The following is a 24,488-nucleotide window of genomic DNA, read 5'->3' as shown; positions in this document are numbered from 1 at the left end:
GCGGTGTTTTTGTCTCCGCAAGATAACTGATGCAAAACTTTGACGACTTTGACCTCTGGGCCGGGTACGGCGCAGCTGAACCCGTCAGGCCCGCCGCCGAAGGTGTGGCGCAGCTTTTGCGCCGCATCACATCGGCGCTCGCCGCCGGTTTTTCATCGGTCAAAGTCACCGGAGAAATTCACTCAATTTCGCGAGCGCCCTCCGGACACATCTATTTTGATCTGAAGGACGCCCGGGAAGACGCGCACATCAGCTGCGCGCTTTTTCGGGGGGCAGCTTCGCGCCTGGATTTTGTCCCTGCGCGCGGCGACAGTGTTGTGGCTGAGGGCGAAATCAACATCTATGCGCCCCGGGGGCAGATGAACCTCGTGGTAAAGCGCCTGAAAAGGGCGGGCGAGGGTGACCTTTATGCGCGCTTTCTTGCGTTAAAGGAAAAGCTTCTTGCCGAAGGCCTTTTTGACGTTTCGCGCAAAAAAGCGCTCCCCCTGTACCCGAGGCGCATCGGCATTGTCACAAGTCCCGAAGCCGCGGCATTGCGTGACGCGGTGCGCACGATTTTGCTTGCGGGCGCTGCCGTTGACATCATCCTTTATCCCGCGCGGGTGCAGGGAGAGGGCGCTTTGGCCGAACTCTGCGCGGCGCTCAGGGACGCGGACTTTCGTGCCGAGTGTGACGTTATTTTGCTCGTGAGGGGCGGGGGGGCCCTCGCTGACCTCTGGACCTATAACGAAGAAACGCTCGCGCGGGTTATTGCGGAACTGCATACACCGGTGATTTCGGGCGTGGGACACGAAACCGACACGACGATCGCAGACCTCGTGGCGGACTTTCGTGCGGCAACGCCCACTGCGGCGGCCGCCAAAGCCATGGAAAACTGGAAGGCGGCCGACGGCGTCATTGCCGGGGCTCTTGCCGTGATGAAGCGCAGCCTCAGGGAAACCGTAATGCATGCGCTTTACCGCGCTGAAAGGGCAAGCCGCCTGGAGCGCCTTTTTGAGCGGCAGATGGAAAACGCGGAGCGCCGGCTTGACTATGCGGTAAGCCGTGTGGCCGGGCTCCCCGTAACGGTTTTTGCGCAGAAAGAAAAGGCGTATCTTGAGGCGTCGGCGCGACTTATCAGGGCGCGGCCCGCGTTTGACGCTCAGTCGCTTACGCTTGCGCGTTTGTCCGCAAGGCTTGAGGCAGCGCTTCAAAACCAGGTTCCCGAAAAGAGGCTCGCGCTGACAGCACTCACCCGCAGACTTGCCGATTCCCTGCCTGACGTGACGCTGATGCGCACGGAATTGGCCGGGCGCGAGGCCCTTTTAAAGCGCCTCATTGTCGGAGAAACGGGACTTAAGCGTGAGCGGCAGACGGCACTCACCAAGCGCCTGAAGGCCCTGGCGCCCGAAGCGGTTCTCTCGCGTGGCTACGCACTCGCGGTCACCGACAAGGGGGAAATTGTGCGCGATGCCGCAAAACTCACGGTCGGGGAGAGCCTGACTGTGCGCTTTGCCCGGGGCGAGGCCGTAAGCCGCGTGGTAAGCACGGCGAAATAGGTCGGAATCGCTCATTTTTTAGGCACTCCCGCTTAGCCGATACCGGCAAATTGTTACCTGCTTTTTCAGTCGGCAAAACCATAAGGCATTTCTAAGCCATCCGGCACTATGATGCGCCCAACTTAACCGGTGCCGGTGACGGGGCGTGTTGCCCGGCCGCCCGGTTTTCATGAGAAATTCAGGAGACTGACAATGAGCGAATTTATTCTGCCGAATCTTCCGTACGCCATGGACGCGCTTGCTCCCGTGATGAGCAAGGAAACGATTGAGTACCACTACGGCAAGCACCATCAGGGCTATGTGACGAACCTCAACAAGCTCATCAAGGGCACCGAATGGGAAGACAAGCCTTTAAAGGAAATCATTCTGAAGGCCAAGGGCGGCATTTTCAATAACGCTGCTCAGGTCTACAACCACAACTACTTCTGGAAGTGCATGACCCCCAACGGCGGCGGTGAACCCGCGGGTGCCCTGCGTGACGCGATTGTCGCCAAGTGGGGTGACGTGGCAGCCTTTGTGGAAGCCTTCAGCGCCGCTGCGGCCGGCAACTTCGGTTCCGGCTGGACGTGGCTGGTGGAAAAGGAAGACGGCACGATCGATATTTTCTCGACCTCCAACGCCGACAACCCCATCGTCCACGGCATGAGGCCGCTTCTGACGATTGACGTCTGGGAACACGCTTACTACATCGACTACCGCAACGCCCGTCCGAAGTTCATCGCGGCGTTCTTCGATAAGCTCGTCAACTGGAAATTTGTGGAAGACCGCTTTAACGGCGCTCCCTGCGGCTGCGGCAGCCGTGCGGAAACGTTCTGCTGCTGCGGCGGCTGCCACTAAGAGGCTGACGTTTAATCCGGTGACTGCGGGGAATCGAAACCCGCAGTCAGTAAAAAAGACGGCTCAAGGGTCGTCTTTTTTATGGGCGCACGCCGCAGCTATCGGCGCGGCCTTAATTCCTTAATTCCGGCAAAGCAGTCCCCGGGCTTTACGTTGTGAAAGTCAAACCACCCGCCGTTTGTTTCAACAACATAGGCCGCAGGCAATTTCGAGCGGTGCAGATCAAGCGTTTTCGCCTTCATCGAGGCAATCCGGAAGATGCAGCCCTTTTCGTCCAAAAAGGCGGCATCGAGGTCAATGAGGGTGTTTTTCATCCACATCGCCACGGGCCGCACGGGCGTAAACACAAAGACCATGCCGCGGTCGGCGGCAAGCTCCGTGCGAAACATCAGGCCCTTACGCTGCTCTTCAATCGTGCGGGCGACTTCCACCGTAAGCGCCTTGTCGTTTACCGTCACGGTTTTTTCTTCCATGCGCACGTTGTCGTCACCGTAGGCTGCCAGTGACGAAAGCATCAGGGTTCCGAGAACGAGTAAGCGTAATTGCATAGGAAGAAAATGAGCTGAGCCGCCATAATTAAAAAATTCGACTTCGGCTGCGTTAACGGGCGGCCAGGCTCTATTCTAAGGAGAATATCCCATATGTGCGCATTTGAGCATATTCAGGTTCCGCCGCAGGGCAGTGCCATAACCGTTGATACGGACGGGCGTCTTGTGGTGCCGGATAACCCGATCGTGGCTTACATTGAGGGCGACGGGATCGGGGCGGACATCACGCCCGTGATGAAAAAGGTGGTGGATGCAGCAGTAGAAAAAGCCTATGCCGGACGCCGCCGTATCTGGTGGACGGAAATCTATGCGGGCGAAAAAGCCACAAAGATTTACGGCAAGGACACGTGGATCGCCGAAGAAACTTTTGAAGCGTTGAGGCAGTTTAAGGTGGGCTTTAAGGGGCCGCTCACAACACCGGTGGGCGGCGGTATCCGAAGCCTCAACGTTGCGCTACGCCAGACGCTCGATCTTTACGTGTGCCTCAGACCCGTGCGCTACTTTGCAGGTACCCCTTCTCCCGTGAAGCACCCGGAAAAAGTCGACATGGTGATTTTCCGCGAAAACACCGAAGACATTTACGCAGGGATTGAGTGGGCGGCGGATACCCCCGAAGCCAAAAAGGTGATTGAATTTCTGCAGACCGCGATGGGCGTTAAAAAGATCCGCTTTCCCCAAACGAGCGGCATCGGCATTAAACCGGTAAGCCGTGAGGGGAGCGAACGCCTGGTGCGTAAAGCCCTGCAGTACGCGGTGGATCATGACCGTAAGAGCGTCACTCTGGTGCACAAGGGCAACATCATGAAGTTTACGGAAGGCGCTTTCCGTGACTGGGGTTATGCCCTTGCCAAGCGCGAGTTCGGCGCCGAAGTGATCAGCAGCGGCCCCTGGTGCCAGTTTAAAAACCCGAAGACGGGCCGCATGATTGTGGTGAAGGACTGCATCTGTGACGCCTTTTTGCAGCAGGTCCTGCTTGCGCCCGCCGACTACGACGTCATCGCCACCATGAACCTGAACGGTGACTACGTGAGCGACGCCCTGGCGGCGCAGGTGGGCGGCATCGGCATTGCCCCGGGGGCAAACCTCTCTGATACCGTCGCGATCTTTGAAGCCACGCACGGTACGGGCCCCGCGATTGCCGGGAAAAATATCGCCAATCCCTGCTCGGAAATTCTCTCCGCGCAGATGATGCTGCGGCACATGGGCTGGAACGAAGCGGCTGATCTCATCGAAAAGGGCGTGGCCGCCATGATTGCCTCGGGGCGCGTCACGGCGGACTTGGCGGCGCTCGTTGAAGGCGCCGTGACGCTCACGTGCTCCGGGTTCGGTGATGAGCTGATCGCGAAGCTCTAAGCGCAAAAAAAACGGGAAGGTTTTTTGGGCCTTCCCGCGTTTGCCGGACAAGAAAAAAGCGCTGATTCCCGAAACGGAACCGGCGCTTTTTTGCCGAAAGCGAGACGTGAATTACTTCACGGGCTTGATGTGAGCAGCCTGCTTACCCTTGGGGCCGGTCACGATTTCAAACGTCACCTTCTGGCCTTCCTTGAGGGTCTTGAAGCCTTCAATCTCGATTGCAGAGAAGTGAGCAAAAAGATCTTCGCCGCCTTCGTCCGGGGTGATGAAACCGAAACCCTTGGCGTCGTTGAACCATTTGACAATACCACTTGCCATTTCTAACTCCTAATTATCCTGCTCCGCTTCTCCGGCAAAAAACGTTTCTGCCGATAACAAAAGAACATCAGAGCCAGATGCCGCTGTAAAACGGATAGATAAGTGCGGCATCCCAGCATGTGAGCGAGAGTTTTCAGGACAAAAGCCCTGACTTCAGGCCGAATGCACGGTACACAATACGCTGAGCCGACTCAATTGGCGAGTCAGAGGGCCATCTTTTTGACTTAAGGCAGTGCGGTATTTGTGTTTTTTACTACACGTGTTTTTCCTTAGGGAGCGGGAAAACGCGGGGGGGGGGTAGTGCTCCGAAAGCCTCTGCCGCGGGCTTTGGCGCGGCGCTTCGGGGATTTAAGCGCGAGCCGCTACAATGCGGCACCTTTATTTCTGAGACACCGGCCGGCCGTTTTCGCGCGGGCAACAAAAAACACCATGCAGAAACGCTTATGGGAAATGCTCGGCGCCGACCGTGCGGGCGCGGGCTTTTTGCTGCGTGCGGCTTTGATTACGGCGCTTGTCGCAGCCGTCACAGGCAGCCGCTACTTTACGGGTACCGAAGACTGGGCCTTCTGGCAGTACGCGTACTTCTTTGTGTTTCTCACCGGGCATGTCTTCGTTCTGACGCTCCTCTTTTTGATGGTACCGGGGTGGCCGCTCACAGAATTTCCCGCAGGAAGCCCGGGGCTTGAGCCCCGGGAGGAATGCGGGCTTTCGAAATTTTTTAATCTTGGCCCAAACGCAGCCAAACCATGCACATAGTTTTCGCTTAAGGTATATTCAGCCGCTATGAAATCGCGCACACCGTCCTTTGTCATCGAGCTGGGCCTGAAAACCGGAGAGGATCAGGAAAGTGCACTGGAGACCTACTTCTCCGATGCACGCCAGCTCTTCAATGCTGTTCTTGGAACAGCAAAGAAACGCGTGCGCGCCATGAAAAGCACTGAAGCATGGAAGCTGACGGCCGCGATGCCCAAGGGCAAAGACCGTAACAAGCGGTTTAAGGAAATTCAGAAGTCCGCTCTCCTTTCCGAGTATGCCCTGCATGATGTCGTGAAAGAGCACCGTGCCAAGGGCGGCTTTACAAAGCGCATCGGCATCAACGAAGCGCAGAAAATTGCCACACGTGTCTGGCAGGGCATTGAGCGCTGGCTGCTTCATCAGGGCGGTCAGCCGCGGTTTAAGAGTGCTAAACGGGGCTTGCACAGCGTTGAGGGAAAATCAAACAAAACAGGGTTGCGTTGGAAGGCTAAGACGTGGACGCTCGAGGTTCTGGATCTGGTGATAAAGGCTGAAGCGCCGGATGCCTGGCAGAAAGAAGCTCTTCTTTCAGCAACAGATCCGTCCGGCTTTAAGCGTGTCAAATACTGCCGTCTTGTCCGGCGGATGATCCGCGGCCGTATGCGCTACTTTGTTCAGCTCATTGTCGAAGGCGTACCGCCCGTCAAGCACGTTTATGCTCCCAAGGATCTCAAGGTGGCTGTTGATCCGGGCCCGAGGACCATGACTTTTTACAGCCCCGAGTGGCAGCAGAAGATTTTGGTGAGCGCGGGCACTGTCTCTCAGGAAAAGGAGATTGCGCGTCTTTTACGTGCCATGGACCGCTCCCGCAGAGACACAAATCGGGAGTGCTACAACGCGGACGGCACCGTTAAAGCCGCCGGAAAAAAGATTGTCTGGAAGGAATCCAAGACCTATAAGGCAACAAAGGCAAAACTTGCGGATCTGTACCGCCGTCAGGCGGAAACCCGCCGTTGCCTGCACGGCGAAGTGATTAACCAGGTGTTCGGCAGGGCCGGCACCGTCATTGTGGAGAAGAACTCATACAAAGCATTTCAGAGAGCCGGATACGGCAAGAGTTTGGGCAAAAGCGGTATTGCAGGATTGATAACCCGGATGACAAGTAAGGCTGAAAGCGCCGGCTGTTGTGTGGTGGAAGTCAGTCCCCGGAAACTGCGCCCGAGTCAGCACGATCCCGAAACGGGAACGTACCGTAAGAAGGCTCTTTGGGAGAGAAGTCATCAGTTGGGAGACACGGGCTGGTACATGGACCGCGATGTCGCGGCCGCCATGAACCTGTATTTTGCGGATCCCGCCACTGACAGCTACGATCTGAAGGCTGAGCAATCAGCGCTTGCGAGGCTCAAACAAGTCTCAGGGAACGCCGGATCGATAGTGCAGTACAAACCAGCGAATCGGCAAGACGAAGCAGTCCTTCGCCGGAACCGACGGATCGAGCTGATGAAGCCCGTACCCGTAGAGCGGTTGCGTTTTAAATGTTCCTGTGGTGCAGGGGACGCCCGGGCAGACAAGGCCTCAAAAACCTTGGCTGTTACGGAAAAGCCTGCACCGTGTCAGGAAACCCCGCGCTTTCAAGCGCGGGTTGTTTAGGAACGACACGGATCCCGTGCCGTACTTTAACCGCTACCGCAATTCGGCTTACTGGACGGACGGAGAACTCGCGCGCGTCACGGGGTACCTTAAGGAAAAGGGGCTCCTGGAAAACACGATCGTCGTGGTGAGTTCGGATCATGGCGAGGAATTTAACGACAATAAACTGAACTACTGGGGGCATAACGGCAACTACACGGACGCGCAGATCAAGGTGCCGCTCATCGTGCACTGGCCGGGAAAAGCGGGCAGGCTGGTGGACGCGGTGACGTCCTCCGCGGACCTCACGGCAACGCTTATTCCTGAGGCGCTCGGCTGCACCAATCCGACCACTGACTACACGACGGGCGAATCGCTCTGGAGCGAAAACCGCCGCAAAAACTGGTTTCATTCGACAATCTACTGCTCAAACGCCTTTGTGGAACCCGAGCGCATCGTGCTCATCAATAAGTTCGGAATGCTTGAGTTTCAGGATAAGACGGGGCGGCCCGCAAAGGACGAAACAATGCCCGCGTACCTTAAGGAAGCCGTCGATGAGCTTACCCGCTGGAAAAAGCGCTAGGCGCCTCTTTTGCCTTTAAAAATCAGGGTTTTTGCGGCTCTTGCGCACGCAGGCGTTTGCAGGTAAAATTCGCCCCCTGATTTTTTGTCGGCCGCCGCAGATTTCCCCGTTTCCACTGAATCGGCGGCAATAATGACCGTCAGACGTCAGCAAAACACATTCTCGGTGTCCGGAAGAATCGGGCATCTGACTATTTGTAGAAACGATTCAGTGACGGACAGTCGCGGCACCTTTTCCGCCGCGTTAAAGCACGGGCGCCATCCTTAGTGCGAGTCTGATTGCTGCGTCACAACCCATTAGGTGAAAATAATGAAGACCTTTTCGGCCAAGCCGCTCGAAGTCAAGCGCGACTGGTACGTGGTCGACGGCAGTGACAAGGTGCTCGGCCGCCTTGCCACCGAAATTGCCGCTCGTCTGCGCGGCAAGCACAAGCCCGAATTCACGCCGCACGTCGATACGGGCGACTACATCGTCGTGATCAACGCCGACAAAATCAAGCTCTCTGCCGAAAAAGCCGGCAAGAAGACCTACTACCGCCACACCGGCTATCCGGGCGGCGTGTATGAAACGACCTTCCAGGAAATGCAGGCCAAGCACCCGGGCCGTGCCCTCGAAATCGCTGTGAAGGGCATGCTTCCGAAGGGCCCGCTCGGCTACGCCATGATCAAGAAACTGAAGATCTACGCCGGCACCGAGCATCCGCACACTGCTCAGCAGCCCAAGGTTCTTGATATTTAAGGAAGACAAAGATGATCGGCAACTACAACTACGGTACCGGCCGCCGCAAGAGCTCTGTGGCTCGCGTCTTCATCAAGCGCGGTACGGGCAAGATCGTGATCAACGGTCGTGAACTCAACGATTTCTTCAAGCGCGAAACCGGCCGTATGGTCGTCATGCAGCCGCTGCAGCTCACCGAAAACGTCGAAACGTTTGACATCATGGTCAACGTCACCGGCGGCGGTGAATCCGGCCAGGCCGGCGCTGTGCGTCACGGCATTACCCGTGCTCTGATCGACTACGATGCAAATCTGAAGAGCGTTCTCTCCAACGCCGGCCTCGTCACGCGCGACGCCCGTGAAGTTGAACGTAAGAAGGTCGGTCTGCGCGGTGCCCGCCGCGCCAAGCAGTTCAGCAAGCGCTGATATTGTTTGGACCTGCGTTTCTCCCGTATACTGCACCGATCGGCGCCGTACGGGAGAAAACGAGAGGGCAAAAACGAAAAGCCGCTTTCGGTCTATGGCCGCTGGCGGCTTTTTTGTATCCGCTCAAAACGCAAAACGGGAAGGAAACAGAATGGACAAGACAATCAAAGTCGGGATTGTGGGCGCAACAGGCTATACGGGAAGTGAACTGCTGCGCCTGCTGGCTAACCGCAGTGACGTGGAAATCACCGCGATTACCTCGCGCACCGAAGCCGGTAAATCTGTCACCGAACTCTTTCCCTTTCTGCGGGGGTTTTTGGACGATCTGAAGTTTTCTTCGCCCGATGCCGCAGATCTCACCGTCTGCGACTTTGTGTTTTTTGCTACGCCCCACGGCGTGGCGATGAATGCCGCGCGTGAACTCGTGAGTAAAGGCGTGCGGATCATTGACCTTGCAGCGGACTTTCGCCTGAAGGACGCTGAAGAATTTAAGCGCTGGTATAAGCTCGATCATGCCTGCCCGGAACTCTTGGCCGAAGCCGTCTACGGTCAGCCCGAGACTATGCGTGAGGCCATGAAAACCGCGCGTGTGGTGGGGATGGCAGGCTGCTATCCCACAAGTATTGAACTGGGCTTGGCTCCCTTGATGGCCTATGAAAAGGCGCATCCGGGCACCTTTGACCTCACGAGCATCATTGCCGACAGCAAGTCCGGGATTTCCGGGGCCGGTAAAAAGGCAAGTGTTTCACTCATTGCCGCGGAAAACATTGATAACTTTCATGCCTACGGGGTTGCAGGGCACCGCCACGGGCCTGAAATCGAGCAGCAGTTAGGGCTTCTGTCCGGCAACAAGGATCTGAGACTTACGTTTGTGCCGCATCTGCTTCCGGTGATCCGCGGGATTCACTCGACGATTTATCTGCGCTTTAGTAAGCCCGGCACGGAACTTGATGTGCAGACGCTTTTTGAAAAGCGCTATGCGGACGAACCCTTCGTTGACGTGATGCCTGCGGGATCAACGCCTGAAACACGCAGTGTGCGGGGATCAAACTTTGCTCGCATTGCCGTGCACCGTCCGCAGGGCGGGGACCTTCTGGTGATTCTTGTCGTGGAAGACAACCTTGTGAAGGGCGCTGCCGGTCAGGCCGTGCAGGCGATGAATCTGATGGCGGGCATTGATGAAAAGACAGGACTTTACCGGCCCGCAACGACGCCCTAAGGCGCTTGATCTACCCAAAAAATGCAGAGACCGGACTCGTTTGAGACACCGGTCTTTTTTTCTGCGGCAGGCGTCAGCCGATTCGCAAAGAAGCGGGTGCCTCCGCCCAAATCCTGTGAAGCGCCGCGTGAGAAGGCCCTCGGTTACGTTTGCGGCATACAGGTAAAGCGCGCGTTGGTTCCCGCAGTGTTTGAGAACAAGCGAGGTTTTGCCAATACCGCGGCGGCCGGTCTGAAGCTGATTTCTGAGGCCCCCTGGAAAACGCGTTCGCGGGCGGCGTGGAGGTGAGCAAGTTCAGTCTGTCGGCCGGTAAAGTGCATCGTCATAACTGGCTTTATGATAATTTCAGTTATGCTACTGCATGGGGGCGCGGCTTTTGCAGTGAAATCCGTCCACAACTGTTTGCAACTTTATTTTTGGGCGGTCCGCGGCAAGCCCGTATAATGCGGGCACTGCGCTTTTGACGGGCGCAGCCTACATACATACCTTAAGGGGAAAGTTGTGTTCCTGATTTCCGATGCAATGGCCCAGACGGCCGATGCAGCAGCCGGCGGCGCCGGCGGTCTGCTCATGCAGATTGTTCCGATTGTTCTGATTTTCGTTGTTTTCTGGTTCTTCCTCATCCGTCCGCAGCAAAAGCGCCAGAAGGAACACATGAAGATGTGTTCGGAGCTCGCCAAGGGTGATGAGATCCTGACGCTCGGAGGCATTGCCGGCCGTATTGCGGATCTTAACGACCAGTACATCGTGATCGAAATCAGCCGCGTGGACGACAAGCCCGTGACGATTACGATGCAGCGCGGTGCCGTTCAGACGGTTCTGCCCAAGGGAACGATCAAGTCGATCTGATGCTTTTTTGCGGCGGCCGTTTTGAGCCGCCCAACAAAAAGCTCCCGCGTAAACGGGCGCCCTCCGACCACTGACGGCGGCAGGCGCCCTTTTCGCGTTTTACCGGTAGCGCGCGTGTAACGCCGTGTCTGCCTTTTTCCGTCAGTTTCCGTTGAGAACATTTTTAAGCTCCCGGCGGATTGTTTTTGTTTGATTTCCTATGAACCGCTACGCTCTTTGGAAATACATCCTGATTGCCGTTGTGCTCATTGTGGCGGCGCTTTATACGCTCCCGAATTTCTACGGCGAATCGCCTGCCGTGCAGGTGAGTTCGGGTAAGTCCACCGTCAAAGTCGATGAGACGGTCCTTAAAAACGTGGAGAAGGCACTGGCCGATGCCAAGCTCACTCCCAACGGTGTTTTCTATGAGCAGGGCGCTCAGCAAAACACGGTGCGCGTGCGTTTTGATCCGACGCAGGGTGAAGAGCAGCTGCTCGCCCGCGAAGTGATTGAAAAGGCCCTGAACCCCGACAAAACCGATCCGGGCTATATCGTTGCGCCGAACCTTGTGCCCAATACGCCCTCGTGGCTTTTGAAAATCAACGCGCTTCCGATGTACCTCGGCCTTGACCTCCGGGGCGGCGTGCACTTTCTGCTGCAGGTTGATATGCGTACCGCGATTCAGAAGCGTGCGGAATCGACGGCTGCGGACTTAAGAACGCAGTTTCGTGACAAGCGCATCCGCCACGCAGGGATCAGCCGTACCGGCAACACCATTGAGGTGCTCTTTAATGACGCTGAGGAGCGCGCCCGCGCCATGGACGTGATGCGTCAGACGCAGCCCGATCTGTCGTTTCGTGAGGCTGACGAAGGCGGCAAACTCATGATCGTTGCGGAACTTTCGCAGAAAGCGATTCAAAACGTTCAGGAATACTCGTTAAAGCAGAATATCTCGACGCTGCACAACCGAATCAACGAGCTCGGTGTGGCCGAACCCGTGATCGCGCAGCAGGGCGCCGACCGTATTGTGGTGCAGCTCCCCGGTGTGCAGGATACCGCAAAGGCCAAGGACATCCTCGGCCGTACCGCCACGCTTGAAGTGCGTCTGGTGGACGATTCGCCCGAAGCCTATGCGCAGATGCAGCAGGGTAACGTCCCCTTCGGCGACGAAAAGTACATGGACCGCGAGGGCAGGCCCATTCTTGTGAAGCGCCGCGTGATTCTCACCGGTGAAAACTTAAACGACGCGCAGCCCGGGTTTGATTCGCAAACCCAGGAGCCCACGGTAAACCTCACGCTTGACAATAAGGGTGCCCGCATTTTCCGCGATGTGACGCGCGACAACGTCGGTAAGCGCATGGCCATCATCCTTTTTGAAAAGGGTAAGGGCGAAGTGGTGACCGCTCCCGTGATCCGTCAGGAAATCGGCGGCGGCCGTGTGCAGATTTCGGGCCGTATGACAACGATTGAAGCGACGGACACTGCACTGCTGCTGCGTGCCGGGTCACTTGCTGCTCCCATGGAAATCGTGGAAGAACGTCTGATCGGGCCGAGCCTTGGTGCCGACAACATTGAAGCGGGTTTCCGCTCCACGCTCTACGGCTTTGCGGTGGTTGCGATCTTCATGATGCTCTACTACCAGGTCTTCGGTGTCGTAAGCGCGATTTCCCTTGTCTGCAACGTCATGTGCCTTATCGCCATCCTTTCGATGTTGCAGGCAACGCTCACGCTTCCCGGTATCGCGGCTATTGCGCTTACCTTGGGTATGGCCGTTGACGCAAACGTTCTGATTAACGAACGCGTACGTGAAGAACTGAGAGTCGGACGAACGCCGCAGCTCGCGATCAGCGAAGGTTACGATACGGCCTTTAATACGATTCTTGACTCCAACATCACGAGTCTTATCGCGGGTCTGGCGCTTTTGATTTTCGGTTCCGGCCCGGTGAGAGGCTTTGCCGTGGTGCACTGCCTGGGCATCATGACCTCGATCTTTACCTCGGTCACTGTTTCGCGCGCGATGATCAACCTCATCTACGGGCGACAGAAGAAACTCGCCCGCGTGCATATCGGTCAGGTCTGGAAGCCCGACGCCGAGAAGGCGAAGGCTTAAGGGTGTAAACGGATTCGGAGTAAAAGAAAATGGAATTTTTCCGCATTCACAAAACCATTCCGTTTATGCGCTTTTCGCATATTCTGAATGCGATTTCGTTCATTTCCTTTGCGGTGGCGGTCTACTGGATCTTTGCGCACGGCCTGGCGTTTTCCATCGAATTCACGGGCGGTACGCAGGTTGTGGTGAATTACCCGCAGGCGGTGTCGGCTGAGGAAGTCCGGGGCCAGATTCAGCAGGGACTCAAGGTCGAAGCGGCCGTGCAGAATTACGGCACGGCGCGCGACCTGATGATCCGCCTTCCGATGAAGGCCGGTGAATCTTCGGGCCAGCAGGCGCAGGAACTCATGAAGGTGTTAAGCGCCAAAGACCCGGGCGTAAAGCTTCTTAACAACGAATACGTGGGGCCGCAGGTGGGTGAGGAACTCGCAACCGACGGCGCGACGGCGCTGCTTTTGGTTGTGATCGGCATCATGATCTACCTCGCGTTTCGTTTCGAATGGAAGTTTGCCGTCGCGGCGATCATCGCAAACCTGCACGACGTCATCATCGTCATCGGTATTTTTGCGATCATGCAGTGGGAGTTTTCACTGCCGGTGCTTGCGGCCGTGCTCGCGGTGCTCGGCTATTCCGTGAACGAATCGGTGATTATTTTCGACCGCGTGCGCGAGCACTTCCGCAAGATGCGCCGCACCTCAACGGTTGAGGTCATCAACTCCGCCATCACGGCAACGATTTCGCGAACGGTGATCACGCATACGTCAACGCTTGCCATGACGCTTTCGATGTTCTTCTTCGGGGGCCCGGCGCTGCACCACTTTTCGCTCGCGCTCACGATCGGCATCTGCCTTGGTATTTACTCCTCGGTCTTCGTGGCCGCAGCAATTGCCATGTACCTGGGTGTGAAGCGTGAAGACCTCGTGAAGCCCGTCAAAAAGGACGAAGTCCAGGAAATGGTACCGTAACGGGAAGGCCCAAAAAACTGACGCGGGTCAACCTGAAAACGCTGCCCTTGGGCGGCGTTTTCATCAGGCCCGGCAGTAAAAACGGTGAGGGAGGAAGTCCTGTGACCATAATGCAGGGAGAGGCTTGTTAATACGATAATACTATCGAGAATTGATTAACGATAGATATTGTGTAAAAATCCGGGTAACTCAAGAACGGATGCAGAAACTCCCGTCCCGGAAGAAGTAAGCTCCGCCATAACGATAAGGAAACCCCAGCATGAAAAATACGACCAAGCTTCTTAACTCCTACATCGCTTCCCTTCTGGTCTGGAACGTGAAGCTGCACAACATTCACTGGAATGTGACCGGTCACCTCTTTAAGCCAGTTCACGAATACACCGAAGCTCTTTACGACCGCGCCTTCGATGCCTACGATGATGTGGCTGAAATCCTCAAGATGCGCGATGAAAGCCCGGTGGCCACGCTCAAGGACTCCCTTGCTCAGTCCGTCATCAAGGAAGGGACCTTCAAGACGGTCTGCTGCAGCGAAGCCGTGGCGATGATTGAAGCCGATATGAAGACGATGCAGAAGCTCGCTGCAGAAATCCGCGATGCAGCTGCTGAAAATGACGACTTCCAGGTTCAGACTCAGTTTGAAGAATTCCTGAGCGGCTTTGCCAAGGATCTGTGGTTCATCCGCGCGATGCGCACCGACGCTGATGCCGCTTCCTGCGACACCAAGCCCGCTGCCAAGCGCGCCTGCCGCAAAGCGAAGTAATCAGAGAGTTTCTCCTCCTTGAGAACGAATCCCCGTTGGGTGTGGTGCCCGGCGGGGATTTTGCGTTTGACGAACCGGGTAATTGCCTCCGAATTCCCCTGCGAGGTAAAGCTTTTCGAGGTTGTTGCTGCCGGCAATGGTTCGTCGGTTAGTTCCATGTAACGGGCAACTGCCGGACGGAAACGGTCCTTCGGACAGGAGCGGGCTGCAGAGGTAGCACGAACTGCAGGGATGGCGGATTCCCGTTCTCAGAGAACGATCCCCGGGTAGAGCGTTTTCAGCGTCTCTTCCAGCACCGGCTGCACCATAATCGGCAGGTGCTTGTCCTCGGCCTGATGGTTTTTGAGAACCTTTTCGACGGTTTCCTTCCAGGCAGGAGGATATTCGCTTTCAGTCCAGTTGCCGCGGCCGCGCCCGAAGTGCGCGACGGCCAGATACAAAAGTACCGACTGCAGCATGAAGTCTTCAAGCGCCGCGTGACTCCAGGCGGCGGTCACGCCGTTTTGCTCCTTTTTGCGGCTGTACATATGAACGGCTCCGACGGCACCCGCGGCGCCGAGAATGGCGCCGATCAGTGCGCCCGTGCCGAGCGTGAGCCCCCCGGTCATGAGATCTGCGGAGAGGCCGCCCGCGGCCCCCGCGCCGATGGCACCCGCAAGCCCCGCCTTTGCTTCTTTACCGGCCGAAGCCTGATGCCAGGAGGCTTTGAGTCTCCCGAAAAGCTCTTTGGGTTCGACCTGACCGGTGAGGCCGTTTACAGCCAAAAGTTCTCGCGCGAGGGTATTAAAGTCGTCTTCTGCGCGGTGCACGAGTTCGGTCTGCGCTTTTTTGGCGGGGTCTCCCGTCATATCGGCGTTTTTAAAAAGCCCCACGGATTTGCCGAAAAGTCGCACGCGGTCCAGAAGCGAAATGTCCTCGACCTGCGCTTCATCGCTCACGCGGGCATTGATGAAGGCGCTCACGGCTTCCGCACTTTGGTAAAAGGCCTTTTTGCGGTGCTCGCGCCAGGCGGCCTTAAGTTCCGCGTAGGGCTTTTCATACACGGGAGGAAGTGCTTTGCCGATACTTTCAAAAAGGGCAAACTCCTGCACCCAGCAGCGGGCAAAGGCGTCCATGGCAAGAACATCTTTGACGATATCGCAGCCTTTTAACGCATCCTTCCAGCGCTGCACTTCAAGCCTTTCTTCGCGAGAGGGCTTTGGTTCGCCCATCTGGTTTAAAAGCACGATGACGGGCTTGCCGATCCACTTCAGAATCTTCATTTCCGCGGCGACGTAGGGAGCGGCCTCGGGCAGCTGTGCGGCGTTGACGAGGTAGAGAACGACGTCGGTGATGTCTCTGACGTGTAAAAGTGCCTTTTGGTTGAGCCACTGCGACTTGTTGGCAACACGGTCCCAGACTTCACCCAAAAACCAGCCTAGGGGGTTGCTGCGCGCCTCAAGGCGCTTGGCAAGATTCACGGAATTACCGAACCCCGGAGTATCCCAGAGAATGAGCCGTGCGCCGGAAGGAACGTCAATTAAGGGGTAGGGGTCTGCGGTCACCGTCACGTGCGCGCGGTCGGCAATCTCGCCGATATCGCGGTTTAAGAGGGTGCGCGCCAGCGTCGTCTTGCCGATGTTGGTGTGGCTCACGATGCTGAGGTTGATCGTGGCGTCATGAATCTCAGTGGTCATGGCTTTATGCCTTGGATGTAATCAGCGCCCGGCCGGCGGCCTGGGTGCGAAGCTTCTGAACGATGCCGGCAGCGGCATCGGCCCCCGTGAGCGTATAGGCGCGCACCTGATGCGCTTCGCAGAAGGTCTGCCAGGCTTTTTCACGCTCCCGGACGCGTTCCGGATAGCGCGCAAACGTGAGCGAAAATTCGGCGGCATCAATGATGACCACAAAGGCGGTTTTATCCTCAGGGCACTGGGCTTTGAGAATCTCAAGGCCCTGTCCGTGCACGTCGTCTTCGGGGGTGTGTGCGGCATCAAGCCACACAAGCACAATCGTTTTGCGCCCGTCAGCGGCGTCAGCCGCCGTTTCGGGAATCAGGAGCGCTTCGTTATCAAAGTCCACGGGCACAAGGACAATGCCTTTTTTATCCGGCCAGGCGGCTTCAAAGGCTTTGAGTGCCGTACCCTGCCGGTCAATCAGGGGTTGCGGCGCAAGAATCACGGTGCGACCGAGCGCCGCATCCTGCCGGCACTGACTTAAGACCGTTTCATAGTAGGTGTCGTTGAGCGTGACCGGTACCGCGGCGCGGAATTTTTTAATGCGGTGCCGTGCAAGAAACGCCAAGAAAAGGCGCGGAATGACGATCACGACCGCCGTGATCACCATGAGGCGGATGAGCCACGGAGCGGCTGTTGCGGGTTCCTTAAGGTAAGCAAGGCGGTCTGAGCGCATGGCTTCGACCATGTCAACGTCGGGGATCGCGGGAAGGCCTCCGACGGCCGGAATAAGTCCGAAGGTGTGATCAAGAAAGGCTTTGACGGCAGCGGGGTTATCTGCGAGCCACGTGCTTTCCCAGCCCGCCCAGTAGGCCGTGCCGAAGCCTCTTACCAAAAGGCTTACGGTAAGGCCGAGCGCAAAAAAGAGCGCCGCGGCGTGCAGAAGTTCCGAGACCGTGTAACGCACCAGGGGCGCCGTGACGGAGAGCCACATCTTGAGAAACGCTCCTTTCCAGCCGCGGTGAAGCCCGGCAAAGGAAAAGCCGGAAGCAAGACGCACAAGCGTTGTGCGCAACGGGAGGTTTACCTGCCCGTCAATCTTGCGTCCTAAAAGTCCCACGACCCCCAAAAGCAACAGGACGTAAATCAGAAGGTTCCAGACAATCACCGTCCAGTACGGGGGCGAGAGGAGATTGACGATGCGCGCGGGACTGGCGATTCGGTCAAACAGGGCGCCGGCGAAAAAGGCGGCGATGACGAAAAGTACGCCAAGCGTTCTCGCTAAAAGCGCGCGCGTTGCCACGTTGGTTTTAAGGCCCTTGTCTTTGGCGGCCGCAAGCACCCGCCGGGCGCGCTCTGCTAAAAGCTCTGCGGCGGTGGCTTTTTCTCCGAGCGCGTGCGCGGCCTTCAGGCCCGCTTCGGCAAAGTCAGCGGAGGAAAGGCCCTTGACGCCCTCCCGGGTGGCGCTTTCTTCAAGCGAGCGCACGAGAAGCACGCACTTGGCGTCTTCAATCGGCATTTTTGCCGTCGGAATTTTCTTTTTCTCTGCCATTGCCGGGCCGCCGGGGTTGATCTCGATGCAAAGCATTGTACAAAGGCGGCGGGCAAAGGGGCTCTCAGAAACACCCTTTGTGCGGTAACAGAGTGTGCGTTTTACGGGGTTGTCTGCGCGGCTTTGACGATCGCAAGGAGCTTTTCGGCTGCCGCCTTGGGATCGGGTTGCCCGCAGACGGCGGACACGACCGCAATGCCGTCCGTGCCCGAGGCGACGATGTCGGCTGCATTAAAGGCCTTGATGCCGCCGATTGCCACCGTCGGCAGCCCTGCCGCACGGGTGATCGCCTGAAGTCCATCCAACCCGCAGGCGGGTTCGGCATCCGTCTTGGTGGGGGTCGCAAAGACCGGGCCCACGCCGAAGTAGTCGATGGGCGTCGTGTCGGCGGCCGTCAGTTCCGCAAGGGTGGTGACGGAAAGCCCCAGAATGCGGTCACCTCCGATAATCGCGCGTGCGTCTTCGGGCGTCAGATCCCTTTGGCCCACGTGAAGACCGTCGGCATTTACAGCAAGGCAGACGTCTGCATCGTCGTCCACAATCAGGGGGACGTGATACGGAGCAAGCACTGTTTTCAGCGCCCTGCCGCACTCAACGAGCTGCCGCTTTTTCCAGCCCGGGGCCCGTAACTGTACGACGGTGGCGCCGCCCGCGCACGCGGCGCGCGCCGTTTCAATCATGCCGTCTTCCCCGCCGCAGAGCACGGGGTCGAGCACAAGGTAAAGCGAAAGATCGATGGGGTGTGTGGAAGGCATAGGGGGCGGCGTTTTAAAAAAGGGCGTGCCGGAAAAGCATGCCCTTTGCGAACGATTAATAGAAGTCCTTGGCCTGCAGAAGCTGCAGTGCGTCGATGTAGGCGGTCCTAAAGCTTCCCGGTCCCGAGGAGACGCCCGCGGCCTGCTCGGCGGCGCGTTTGGCTAAAGCACAGGCAGCGGCCGCGGCCTCAAGGGGATGCTCGGTTTTGGCAATAAAGGCTGCGACAAGCGCCGAGAGCGAGCAGCCCGTGCCCACCACAAGCGTTGCCTGACGGTTGCCGCCCGTGACGTAAAGCGTGGTGCGGCCGTCGGTGATGTAGTCGGTTTCGCCGGTGACGCAGACGATGCACGCGCGCGCTGCGGCCAGATTTTGGGCGGCCGAAAGCGCCGCGTCGCTGGAATCCGTGGAGTCCACACCCTTGCCGCCCTTACCGGCGCCCGCCAAGGCCATGATTTCAGAGGCGTTGCCGCGGATTACCGTGGGTTTGAGTTCCAAAAGGCCGTTAATCATGCGGTCGCGCCATGGGATAAGGCCGGCGGCCACGGGGTCTAAAACCCAGGGAACGCCCGCGCGGTTGGCGGCGTCAACGGCCAAGTGCATCACTTCAGCCTGCTCAAGCGTTAAGGTGCCGACGTTCACAAGGAGCGCTGAGGCAATACGCACGAAGGAACTCACTTCTTCCTTGGCAATGATCATCGCGGGAGATGCGCCCGCGCTAAGAAGGACGTTGGCGGTAATTTCCTGCACGACCTGATTGGTGAGACAGTGCACCAGGGGCACTGTCTGACGCAGGTGAAAAAGGTGCGCAGCCGTTGTTTCCGGATCAAGGCGCTTGGGAGGAAGGGGGTTTGTGGACACAGTATGGTCTCCGGAGAGAATCGTTTAAATAAAGGCCCGTACGAGCATGTAGGTTGCCAGGCACAAAAGCAGGCACGCAAAAATCCGCTTTAAGGGCTTGGTGTCAATACTGTGGGCGGTTTTGGCACCTAAAGGGGCGGTGAGAACGCTCATGGCGGCAACAGAAAGAAGTGCCGGCCAGTGAATGTAGCCCAGCATGTGCTCGGTTCCGGCAAGTTCAGGATTGCCCCAGCCCGCCCAGATGTAGGAAAGGGTTCCTGCAAACGCGATGGGGAAACCGAGCGCAGCAGAGGTCCCCACGGCTTTATGCATCGGGACGTTGCACCAGACCATAAAGGGTACGGAAATAAAGCCCCCGCCGGCGCCGACCAGAGACGATACGGCGCCGATCCCGGTGCCCGCGCCGAAAAGCCCCGGCGCAGCCGGAAGCTGCCGGGTGGGCTTGGGTTTGGCGTTAAGAAACATTTTGAGTGCTGAAAAGCCCACAAACGCCGCAAAGACAATCGAAATCCAGAAGGTGGGCAAAAGGCTCGAAATCTTGGCGCCTAACGCCGCGCCCACCAAAATCCCGGGCGCAAGCCACAGAACCACCTTCCAGAGCACCGCGCCGCGGCTGTTGTGCGCTCTCACTGAAGAAAGCGACGTAAAAAGAATCGTGGAAAGGGAGGTGGCAATCGCGGCGTGCACGACGACTGTGTCAGGCACGCCCGCCATCGACAAAATAAGCGTCAGAAAGGGGGTGAGGACCATGCCCCCGCCGATTCCGAGCAGGCCCGCGAGGTACCCCGTGCAGGCCCCGAGCACCAAAAGGGCGGCAATGAGTTCAAGCGACATTGCGGGCGTTTTTAACGAGGTGATCCATGATGTAGCGCCAGTGATGTTCCTCAACGGGCGTTATGGAGAGGCGGTTGCCGCGGGAAAGCACGAGCATGCCCTCAAGTTCCGGGGTGGCTCTTAAGACGGAGAGCGGAATCGGGTCGATACGCGTGACGGCTTTCACGTCCAGCGCGAGCCACCGCGGCTTTTCGTGCGTGCTTTTGGCATCAAAGTATTCGCTGGCGGGATCAAACTGCAGGCTGTCGGGGTAGGTTTCCGAGGCAATTTCGGCAATGCCTGCGATACCGGGTTCGGCACAGCTTGAGTGGTAGAAAAGCACGCCGTCCCCCACCGTCATTTTGTCGCGCATGAAGTTGCGGGCCTGGTAGTTGCGGATGCCCCACCAGGAGACTTTGTGCTCGGGCAGGCCGCAGACATACTCAAAACTGCATTCCCCCGGTTCGCTTTTCATCAGCCAGTACATGACGCTTAACCCATGTCGGAATTTGAAAAAAGAAAAACCCCGCACAGTGTTTCGGGCTACGTCGCCTAGACCGAAAGTCCAGGTGGCCGCGGTCGGAGCGGAAATCGGACCAGGCAACGCGTGCCCGGTGCACTATCGGCTCTCTGGCTTAAGCGGCCTTGCACACAGTGCATAGGTTAGGAACATTGGAGCCCTTATTGAAACACCCGCAGGGTAAGGTCATTATAGGCAAATGTGGCTTATCCCAACGTGATGCCGTTCGAAAAAAGAGCGGGGGAGAGCGGAGGGAGAAACGCGAATCGTGGCAAAAAAGGACCTGACCGGAAGGGCTTAGGCGTGCGGCACTGGAGAGTGACGGCTCCGAGTCCCGACTGTGGTTTCTCAGGGGAAAAGTGCTGTTTGGACGGAGAATGCCGGGCGTGGAAAGGAAAACACCCGCACAGAAGACAAAACCTTCTCGCGGGTGTTCTTTGGGACAGCCTTCAGAAGGCTGTCAGTCTTTTTTCAGAGCGGCTTCGCAGCGCGAGCGCAGTCCGAGCATCCGTTCGGCGCAGGCTGCGTCCTCGGGATTTTCGCCGAGGCGTCCGGAAATCGAATCAAAGGCGATTTCCAGAGCCGCCGTCACGGCAAGGCGCTCAGCCGTGAGCGTCGTGTCGGCGGTGTGCAGCCGCTGAGCTCTGGAATTGATCAGATCAGCGGCCGCCTGCAGTGTTGCGCTGTCATCTTCGGACACATTGAAGAGGTAGTCGCGGCCGAGAATTTTTAGCGTCATGCGGGGCATGGATCAACTCCCGAAATTGGGTTTAGGCGCGGGGCAGTTCGGATTCAAGACCGGCAACGAGTTTGCTGATGCGGTCTTCGACAGCGCTGCCGTCGGCTTTGAGCTGCGCGATCTCGGCGTCCTTGCGCGCGAGTTCCTCGCGCAGCGTTTCAAGTTCCTTCTTGGCGTCCGCGTAGGCCGTAAGAAGCTGAAGAACGGAGTTTTCCAACTGATCAAGTTGTTCTTTCATGACTGATTTTTTCCTGCTGGTAAAAAGTTCCCTTGGAAAAAGCGCCGGCTTTTTCCGTCGGGCGTAATGGTATCAAAGCGTAATGCCGAGGACATCAGCCATGCTGAAAAGTCCCGTGCGTTTTTCTGTAACAAAGCGTGCTGCCTCCAGAGCTCCTGCGGCGTAACCCGCGCGGGAACCTGAGCGGTGCGTGATTTCAATGCGCTCACCGGGCCCGGCAAAGATCACGGTGTGGTCTCCCACAACGTCGCCGCCCCTGAGCGCGGCAAACCCGATCGATCCGGTTTTGCGCTCGCCCGTGTGGCCTTCGCGCGACAAAACCGCAACGTCCTCAAACTTAACGCCGCGCGCTTTGGCGGCAACGCGCCCCATTTCAAGCGCGGTGCCCGAAGGGGCATCGACTTTTTTGGCGTGATGCATCTCAACGATTTCGCAGTCGTAGTCGGCAAGGACACGGGCGGCTTCGGCAACAAGCTTAAAGACGGCGTTCACACCCTTACTCATGTTCGGGGCAAAGACAACGGCAATCTCTTCGCCTGCAGCGCCGATTGCGGCTTTTTCCTCGGGGCTGAAACCCGTGGTTCCGATCACAATGGGTTTTTTAAGTTTCCGGCAAAGCGCAAGGTAGGCCATCGTGCCCGCCGGACGCGTGAAGTCAATCACCACGTCACTCACGGAAAACGCTTTTTCGGCGTCATCGGTGTAGGTGAGCTTTGTGCCGGGAACGGGCTGCCCCAGAGAAGCGCTTTCAGAAGGGACAAGCGCCGCGGCAACCGTGATGTCAGAAGCGGCCGCTGCCGCCTCAAGGATCATTTTCCCCATGCGGCCGTCGGCACCCGTGACGGTAATGGAAATCGGTGTCATAGTTTTTGTGTTGTTTCCTTAGGGGGCCGGATTAAAGTCGGTTTCACGCCCGAGGATCATTTCGTCGGCCTGCCTTTCGGTGGGAAGCGCCTTGTGTTCGGCCTTTGTCATGCGGCCCGCGTCATCAAAATAAATCGTGACGCGGCGCACCTGAATGTCGCCGCGGCGGGGGTTCAAATAGTAGGTGTAGTCCCAGCGGTCTTTATGCAGAGGGCTTTGAATCAAAGGCTCTCCGAGGAGAAACTGCACCTGCGCCTGGGACATGCCGGGCTCAAGCTGCTCAATCATTTCGCTCGTGATGAGGTTACCCTGGTGCACGTCGGGCCGGTAAACATAGCTGTTGAAGTTACAGCCGGCGGTAAATGCGGCAGCGGCAGCCGTAAGGACAACAAGGGTTGTGCGCAGAGACATTCGGTTTAATTCCGGGAGGTCAGGATTAGTCAAAAAGAGTGTGTCGGCGAGACACGGCAACATTGTATGATAGCGGGTATCAGGAGCGGGTACGTGATTATTTGTATTCTCCGGAGAAAGTGTTCCCTGTTTTTCCGGTGTGTGTGATTTTTGTTCAGATCCCCGCGCAGTCTGGAGAGATTAAGAGCTATGGCAATGACTTACGGTATCAGAGAGCCGGAAGAAGAACTGAAAACAGCGGGACTGAAGGCAACGGCTCCCCGCATGAAGATCCTGGAAATCTTTCAGAGAGCGCAGCAAAACCCCGAAGAGCGGCATTTGAGTGCGGAAGACGTCTACAAGCAGCTTCTCAAGGAAAACCTGGATGTGGGCCTTGCGACCGTCTACCGCGTCTTAACGCAGTTTGAGGCGGCGGGCATTCTCGTGCGTCACCATTTCGGCTCAGACCGGGCGACTTACGAGATGGATGATGGTGATCATCACGATCACATTGTCTGCACGCGTTGCGGCCGTGTGGAAGAGTTTGTGGACCGCGAGATCGAGCGGCGTCAGAGACAGGTTGCAGAGAAGATGGGCTTTACGATGGAAAGCCATTCGCTTTCGATGTACGGGATCTGCGCCGAATGTAAGGCAAAGGAAGAAGAGAAGGCTAAGAAGAAGGCGGGGTTGTGACAGCGGGCCTGTAACTGTTTAAGGATGTTGTCAGATGCTGGGAATGGTAATTAATTTGGACCGGGCGCAAGATCGGTGGAGCCGAATGCAGTAGCAGGTCAAGGCAATCGGTTTAAGCGTTGAACGAGTGACCGCTGTTGATGCTCAAGCCATGGCTCCGGAAGAAATTGCATCCCATGTCCCTGCGGTTGATGATCCTTCAAAGGTGGTTTATCCCCGAGAGTTGAAACCCGGAGAAGTGGCTTGTTTCTTAAGTCACAGAAAGTGTTGGCAGAGGTTGGTTGATTCCGGTGAGCGTTGGGGATTGATTTTTGAAGATGACGTAACGCTATCTCCGAAGTTCCTGGCTTTTGCCGCTAGCGAAAATTGGATACCGGAAGAAGCTCAGTTGTTGCACTTTGGTCTTTGCCATGAGAGTGAAATGGTAGACGCAACCTCCCAATGTGAGCGAATGATAGAGGGAAGAAAATACGAATTAATCAGGCAGATTAAACCGTTTTTATCGGGAGCTTTCGCTTATCTCATATCCTCGCCAGCGGCAGCTAAGGCATTGGATCTTTCAAAAACAATAGTCGCTCCGGTTGACGATTTTCTGTTTAGCCCTTTGAGTCCGTTTACTAACAGAGTTTTCGCATATCGGGTAATTCCAGCCTTGGTTACAACCGATGAAGTAACTATCGTATCTACAATAGGAAACAGGGTTAGTGAGCTTTCGCGATCCCCTTGGTGGATTCGTCATCACCCCTATCGCACTTATGTGAAGGCCAAGGTTTGGCTAAATCGGCTGACAGCCCACAGAGAGATCATCAGAGCAGTTGATTAATGAAAAGGGTTGTCGCACGCGG

General features: G+C 57.1%; 26 protein-coding genes and 1 pseudogene. 15 read left to right on the top strand and 12 right to left on the bottom strand.

Features of this window, described 5'->3' with window-relative positions:
• Nucleotides 1-29 precede the first annotated feature (29 nt).
• Nucleotides 30-1,538, top strand: a complete 1,509-nt coding sequence (gene xseA, locus BQ7486_RS05085) for an exodeoxyribonuclease VII large subunit (RefSeq protein WP_084765689.1) — start codon at nucleotides 30-32, stop codon at nucleotides 1,536-1,538.
• Nucleotides 1,539-1,730: 192 nt separating this feature from the next.
• Nucleotides 1,731-2,309, top strand: a pseudogene (locus BQ7486_RS05080) (superoxide dismutase); the annotation flags it as partial.
• Between the two features lie 164 nt (nucleotides 2,310-2,473).
• On the opposite strand, the gene BQ7486_RS05075 reads toward BQ7486_RS05080, so the two are convergent.
• A complete protein-coding gene (locus tag BQ7486_RS05075) occupies nucleotides 2,474-2,890 on the bottom strand; it encodes a DUF192 domain-containing protein (RefSeq protein ID WP_022373042.1) in 417 nt (138 codons plus the stop codon).
• A gap of 126 nt (nucleotides 2,891-3,016) precedes the next feature.
• Between BQ7486_RS05075 and icd the strand changes: the two genes are divergently transcribed.
• Entirely contained in the window at nucleotides 3,017-4,276 is a 1,260-nt protein-coding gene (icd, locus tag BQ7486_RS05070; protein ID WP_074009171.1) for an NADP-dependent isocitrate dehydrogenase, read from the top strand.
• Between the two features lie 111 nt (nucleotides 4,277-4,387).
• Here icd and BQ7486_RS05065 read toward each other — a convergent pair whose 3' ends face one another.
• Entirely contained in the window at nucleotides 4,388-4,594 is a 207-nt protein-coding gene (locus tag BQ7486_RS05065; protein ID WP_074009170.1) for a cold-shock protein, read from the bottom strand.
• A 429-nt stretch (nucleotides 4,595-5,023) separates the two neighbouring features.
• Here BQ7486_RS05065 and BQ7486_RS05060 point away from each other — a divergent pair, with 429 nt between their 5' ends.
• From BQ7486_RS05060 to BQ7486_RS05010, 10 genes are all read left to right on the top strand, one after another.
• A complete protein-coding gene (locus tag BQ7486_RS05060; RefSeq protein ID WP_143183053.1) occupies nucleotides 5,024-5,350 on the top strand; it encodes a hypothetical protein in 327 nt (108 codons plus the stop codon).
• Nucleotides 5,351-5,377: 27 nt separating this feature from the next.
• Nucleotides 5,378-6,979 carry a zinc ribbon domain-containing protein gene (locus BQ7486_RS05055; protein WP_074009168.1) on the top strand — a complete coding sequence of 534 codons (1,602 nt, stop codon included), beginning with the start codon at nucleotides 5,378-5,380 and terminating at the stop codon, nucleotides 6,977-6,979.
• 16 nt (nucleotides 6,980-6,995) lie between these two features.
• Nucleotides 6,996-7,541 carry a sulfatase-like hydrolase/transferase gene (locus tag BQ7486_RS05050; RefSeq protein WP_074009167.1) on the top strand — a complete coding sequence of 182 codons (546 nt, stop codon included), beginning with the start codon at nucleotides 6,996-6,998 and terminating at the stop codon, nucleotides 7,539-7,541.
• A 309-nt stretch (nucleotides 7,542-7,850) separates the two neighbouring features.
• Nucleotides 7,851-8,279, top strand: a complete 429-nt coding sequence (rplM, locus tag BQ7486_RS05045; RefSeq protein ID WP_074009166.1) for a 50S ribosomal protein L13 — start codon at nucleotides 7,851-7,853, stop codon at nucleotides 8,277-8,279.
• A gap of 11 nt (nucleotides 8,280-8,290) precedes the next feature.
• Entirely contained in the window at nucleotides 8,291-8,683 is a 393-nt protein-coding gene (gene rpsI / locus BQ7486_RS05040; protein WP_022373994.1) for a 30S ribosomal protein S9, read from the top strand.
• 151 nt (nucleotides 8,684-8,834) lie between these two features.
• Nucleotides 8,835-9,902 (top strand): N-acetyl-gamma-glutamyl-phosphate reductase, encoded by a 1,068-nt coding sequence (gene argC / locus BQ7486_RS05035; RefSeq protein ID WP_074009269.1) that lies wholly within the window; start codon nucleotides 8,835-8,837, stop codon nucleotides 9,900-9,902.
• Between the two features lie 501 nt (nucleotides 9,903-10,403).
• Nucleotides 10,404-10,751, top strand: a complete 348-nt coding sequence (yajC, locus tag BQ7486_RS05025; protein WP_204206992.1) for a preprotein translocase subunit YajC — start codon at nucleotides 10,404-10,406, stop codon at nucleotides 10,749-10,751.
• Between the two features lie 199 nt (nucleotides 10,752-10,950).
• A complete protein-coding gene (gene secD / locus BQ7486_RS05020; RefSeq protein ID WP_074009164.1) occupies nucleotides 10,951-12,840 on the top strand; it encodes a protein translocase subunit SecD in 1,890 nt (629 codons plus the stop codon).
• A 29-nt stretch (nucleotides 12,841-12,869) separates the two neighbouring features.
• Complete coding sequence (gene secF, locus BQ7486_RS05015) at nucleotides 12,870-13,805, top strand: protein translocase subunit SecF (protein ID WP_022373998.1); 936 nt, start codon at nucleotides 12,870-12,872, stop codon at nucleotides 13,803-13,805.
• A gap of 259 nt (nucleotides 13,806-14,064) precedes the next feature.
• Nucleotides 14,065-14,565, top strand: coding sequence for a Dps family protein (locus tag BQ7486_RS05010; RefSeq protein ID WP_074009163.1), 501 nt, complete (start codon nucleotides 14,065-14,067; stop codon nucleotides 14,563-14,565).
• 248 nt (nucleotides 14,566-14,813) lie between these two features.
• On the opposite strand, the gene BQ7486_RS05005 is transcribed toward BQ7486_RS05010, so the two are convergent.
• The 10 genes from BQ7486_RS05005 to BQ7486_RS04960 all read right to left on the bottom strand — a co-directional run bounded on the left by BQ7486_RS05005 (nucleotide 14,814) and on the right by BQ7486_RS04960 (nucleotide 22,971).
• A complete protein-coding gene (locus BQ7486_RS05005) occupies nucleotides 14,814-16,241 on the bottom strand; it encodes a DUF3482 domain-containing protein (RefSeq protein WP_074009162.1) in 1,428 nt (475 codons plus the stop codon).
• Nucleotides 16,242-16,245: 4 nt separating this feature from the next.
• Nucleotides 16,246-17,772 carry a DUF2868 domain-containing protein gene (locus BQ7486_RS05000; RefSeq protein ID WP_162272239.1) on the bottom strand — a complete coding sequence of 509 codons (1,527 nt, stop codon included), beginning with the start codon at nucleotides 17,770-17,772 and terminating at the stop codon, nucleotides 16,246-16,248.
• Between the two features lie 101 nt (nucleotides 17,773-17,873).
• Entirely contained in the window at nucleotides 17,874-18,527 is a 654-nt protein-coding gene (gene thiE, locus BQ7486_RS04995; protein ID WP_074009160.1) for a thiamine phosphate synthase, read from the bottom strand.
• A 55-nt stretch (nucleotides 18,528-18,582) separates the two neighbouring features.
• Nucleotides 18,583-19,386, bottom strand: a complete 804-nt coding sequence (thiM, locus tag BQ7486_RS04990; RefSeq protein WP_022374003.1) for a hydroxyethylthiazole kinase — start codon at nucleotides 19,384-19,386, stop codon at nucleotides 18,583-18,585.
• Between the two features lie 24 nt (nucleotides 19,387-19,410).
• Nucleotides 19,411-20,220, bottom strand: coding sequence for a sulfite exporter TauE/SafE family protein (locus BQ7486_RS04985; protein ID WP_074009159.1), 810 nt, complete (start codon nucleotides 20,218-20,220; stop codon nucleotides 19,411-19,413).
• Complete coding sequence (locus BQ7486_RS04980) at nucleotides 20,210-20,686, bottom strand: EVE domain-containing protein (RefSeq protein WP_074009158.1); 477 nt, start codon at nucleotides 20,684-20,686, stop codon at nucleotides 20,210-20,212. Before BQ7486_RS04980 ends, BQ7486_RS04985 begins: the two co-directional genes overlap by 11 nt.
• Before the next feature lie 493 nt (nucleotides 20,687-21,179).
• Nucleotides 21,180-21,467 carry a cell division protein ZapA gene (locus tag BQ7486_RS04975; protein ID WP_022374006.1) on the bottom strand — a complete coding sequence of 96 codons (288 nt, stop codon included), beginning with the start codon at nucleotides 21,465-21,467 and terminating at the stop codon, nucleotides 21,180-21,182.
• 22 nt (nucleotides 21,468-21,489) lie between these two features.
• On the bottom strand, nucleotides 21,490-21,696 hold the full coding sequence (locus BQ7486_RS04970; protein WP_022374007.1) for a hypothetical protein: 207 nt from the start codon (nucleotides 21,694-21,696) through the stop codon (nucleotides 21,490-21,492).
• A gap of 72 nt (nucleotides 21,697-21,768) precedes the next feature.
• A complete protein-coding gene (gene dapB / locus BQ7486_RS04965; RefSeq protein ID WP_022374008.1) occupies nucleotides 21,769-22,560 on the bottom strand; it encodes a 4-hydroxy-tetrahydrodipicolinate reductase in 792 nt (263 codons plus the stop codon).
• Nucleotides 22,561-22,578: 18 nt separating this feature from the next.
• Nucleotides 22,579-22,971 carry an outer membrane protein assembly factor BamE gene (locus BQ7486_RS04960; protein WP_074009157.1) on the bottom strand — a complete coding sequence of 131 codons (393 nt, stop codon included), beginning with the start codon at nucleotides 22,969-22,971 and terminating at the stop codon, nucleotides 22,579-22,581.
• A gap of 189 nt (nucleotides 22,972-23,160) precedes the next feature.
• On the opposite strand from BQ7486_RS04960, the gene fur reads away from it, so the two are divergent.
• Nucleotides 23,161-23,643 carry a ferric iron uptake transcriptional regulator gene (gene fur, locus BQ7486_RS04955; protein ID WP_022374010.1) on the top strand — a complete coding sequence of 161 codons (483 nt, stop codon included), beginning with the start codon at nucleotides 23,161-23,163 and terminating at the stop codon, nucleotides 23,641-23,643.
• Between the two features lie 106 nt (nucleotides 23,644-23,749).
• Nucleotides 23,750-24,466, top strand: a complete 717-nt coding sequence (locus tag BQ7486_RS04950; RefSeq protein ID WP_268874078.1) for a glycosyltransferase family 25 protein — start codon at nucleotides 23,750-23,752, stop codon at nucleotides 24,464-24,466.
• Nucleotides 24,467-24,488: the final 22 nt, after the last annotated feature.

It is taken from the genome of Duodenibacillus massiliensis (genome assembly GCF_900128485.1).
GTDB classification, from domain to species: domain Bacteria; phylum Pseudomonadota; class Gammaproteobacteria; order Burkholderiales; family Burkholderiaceae_F; genus Duodenibacillus; species Duodenibacillus massiliensis.
Note: the sequence above shows the minus strand (reverse complement) of the source record. Positions and strands in the feature narration are given on the sequence as shown.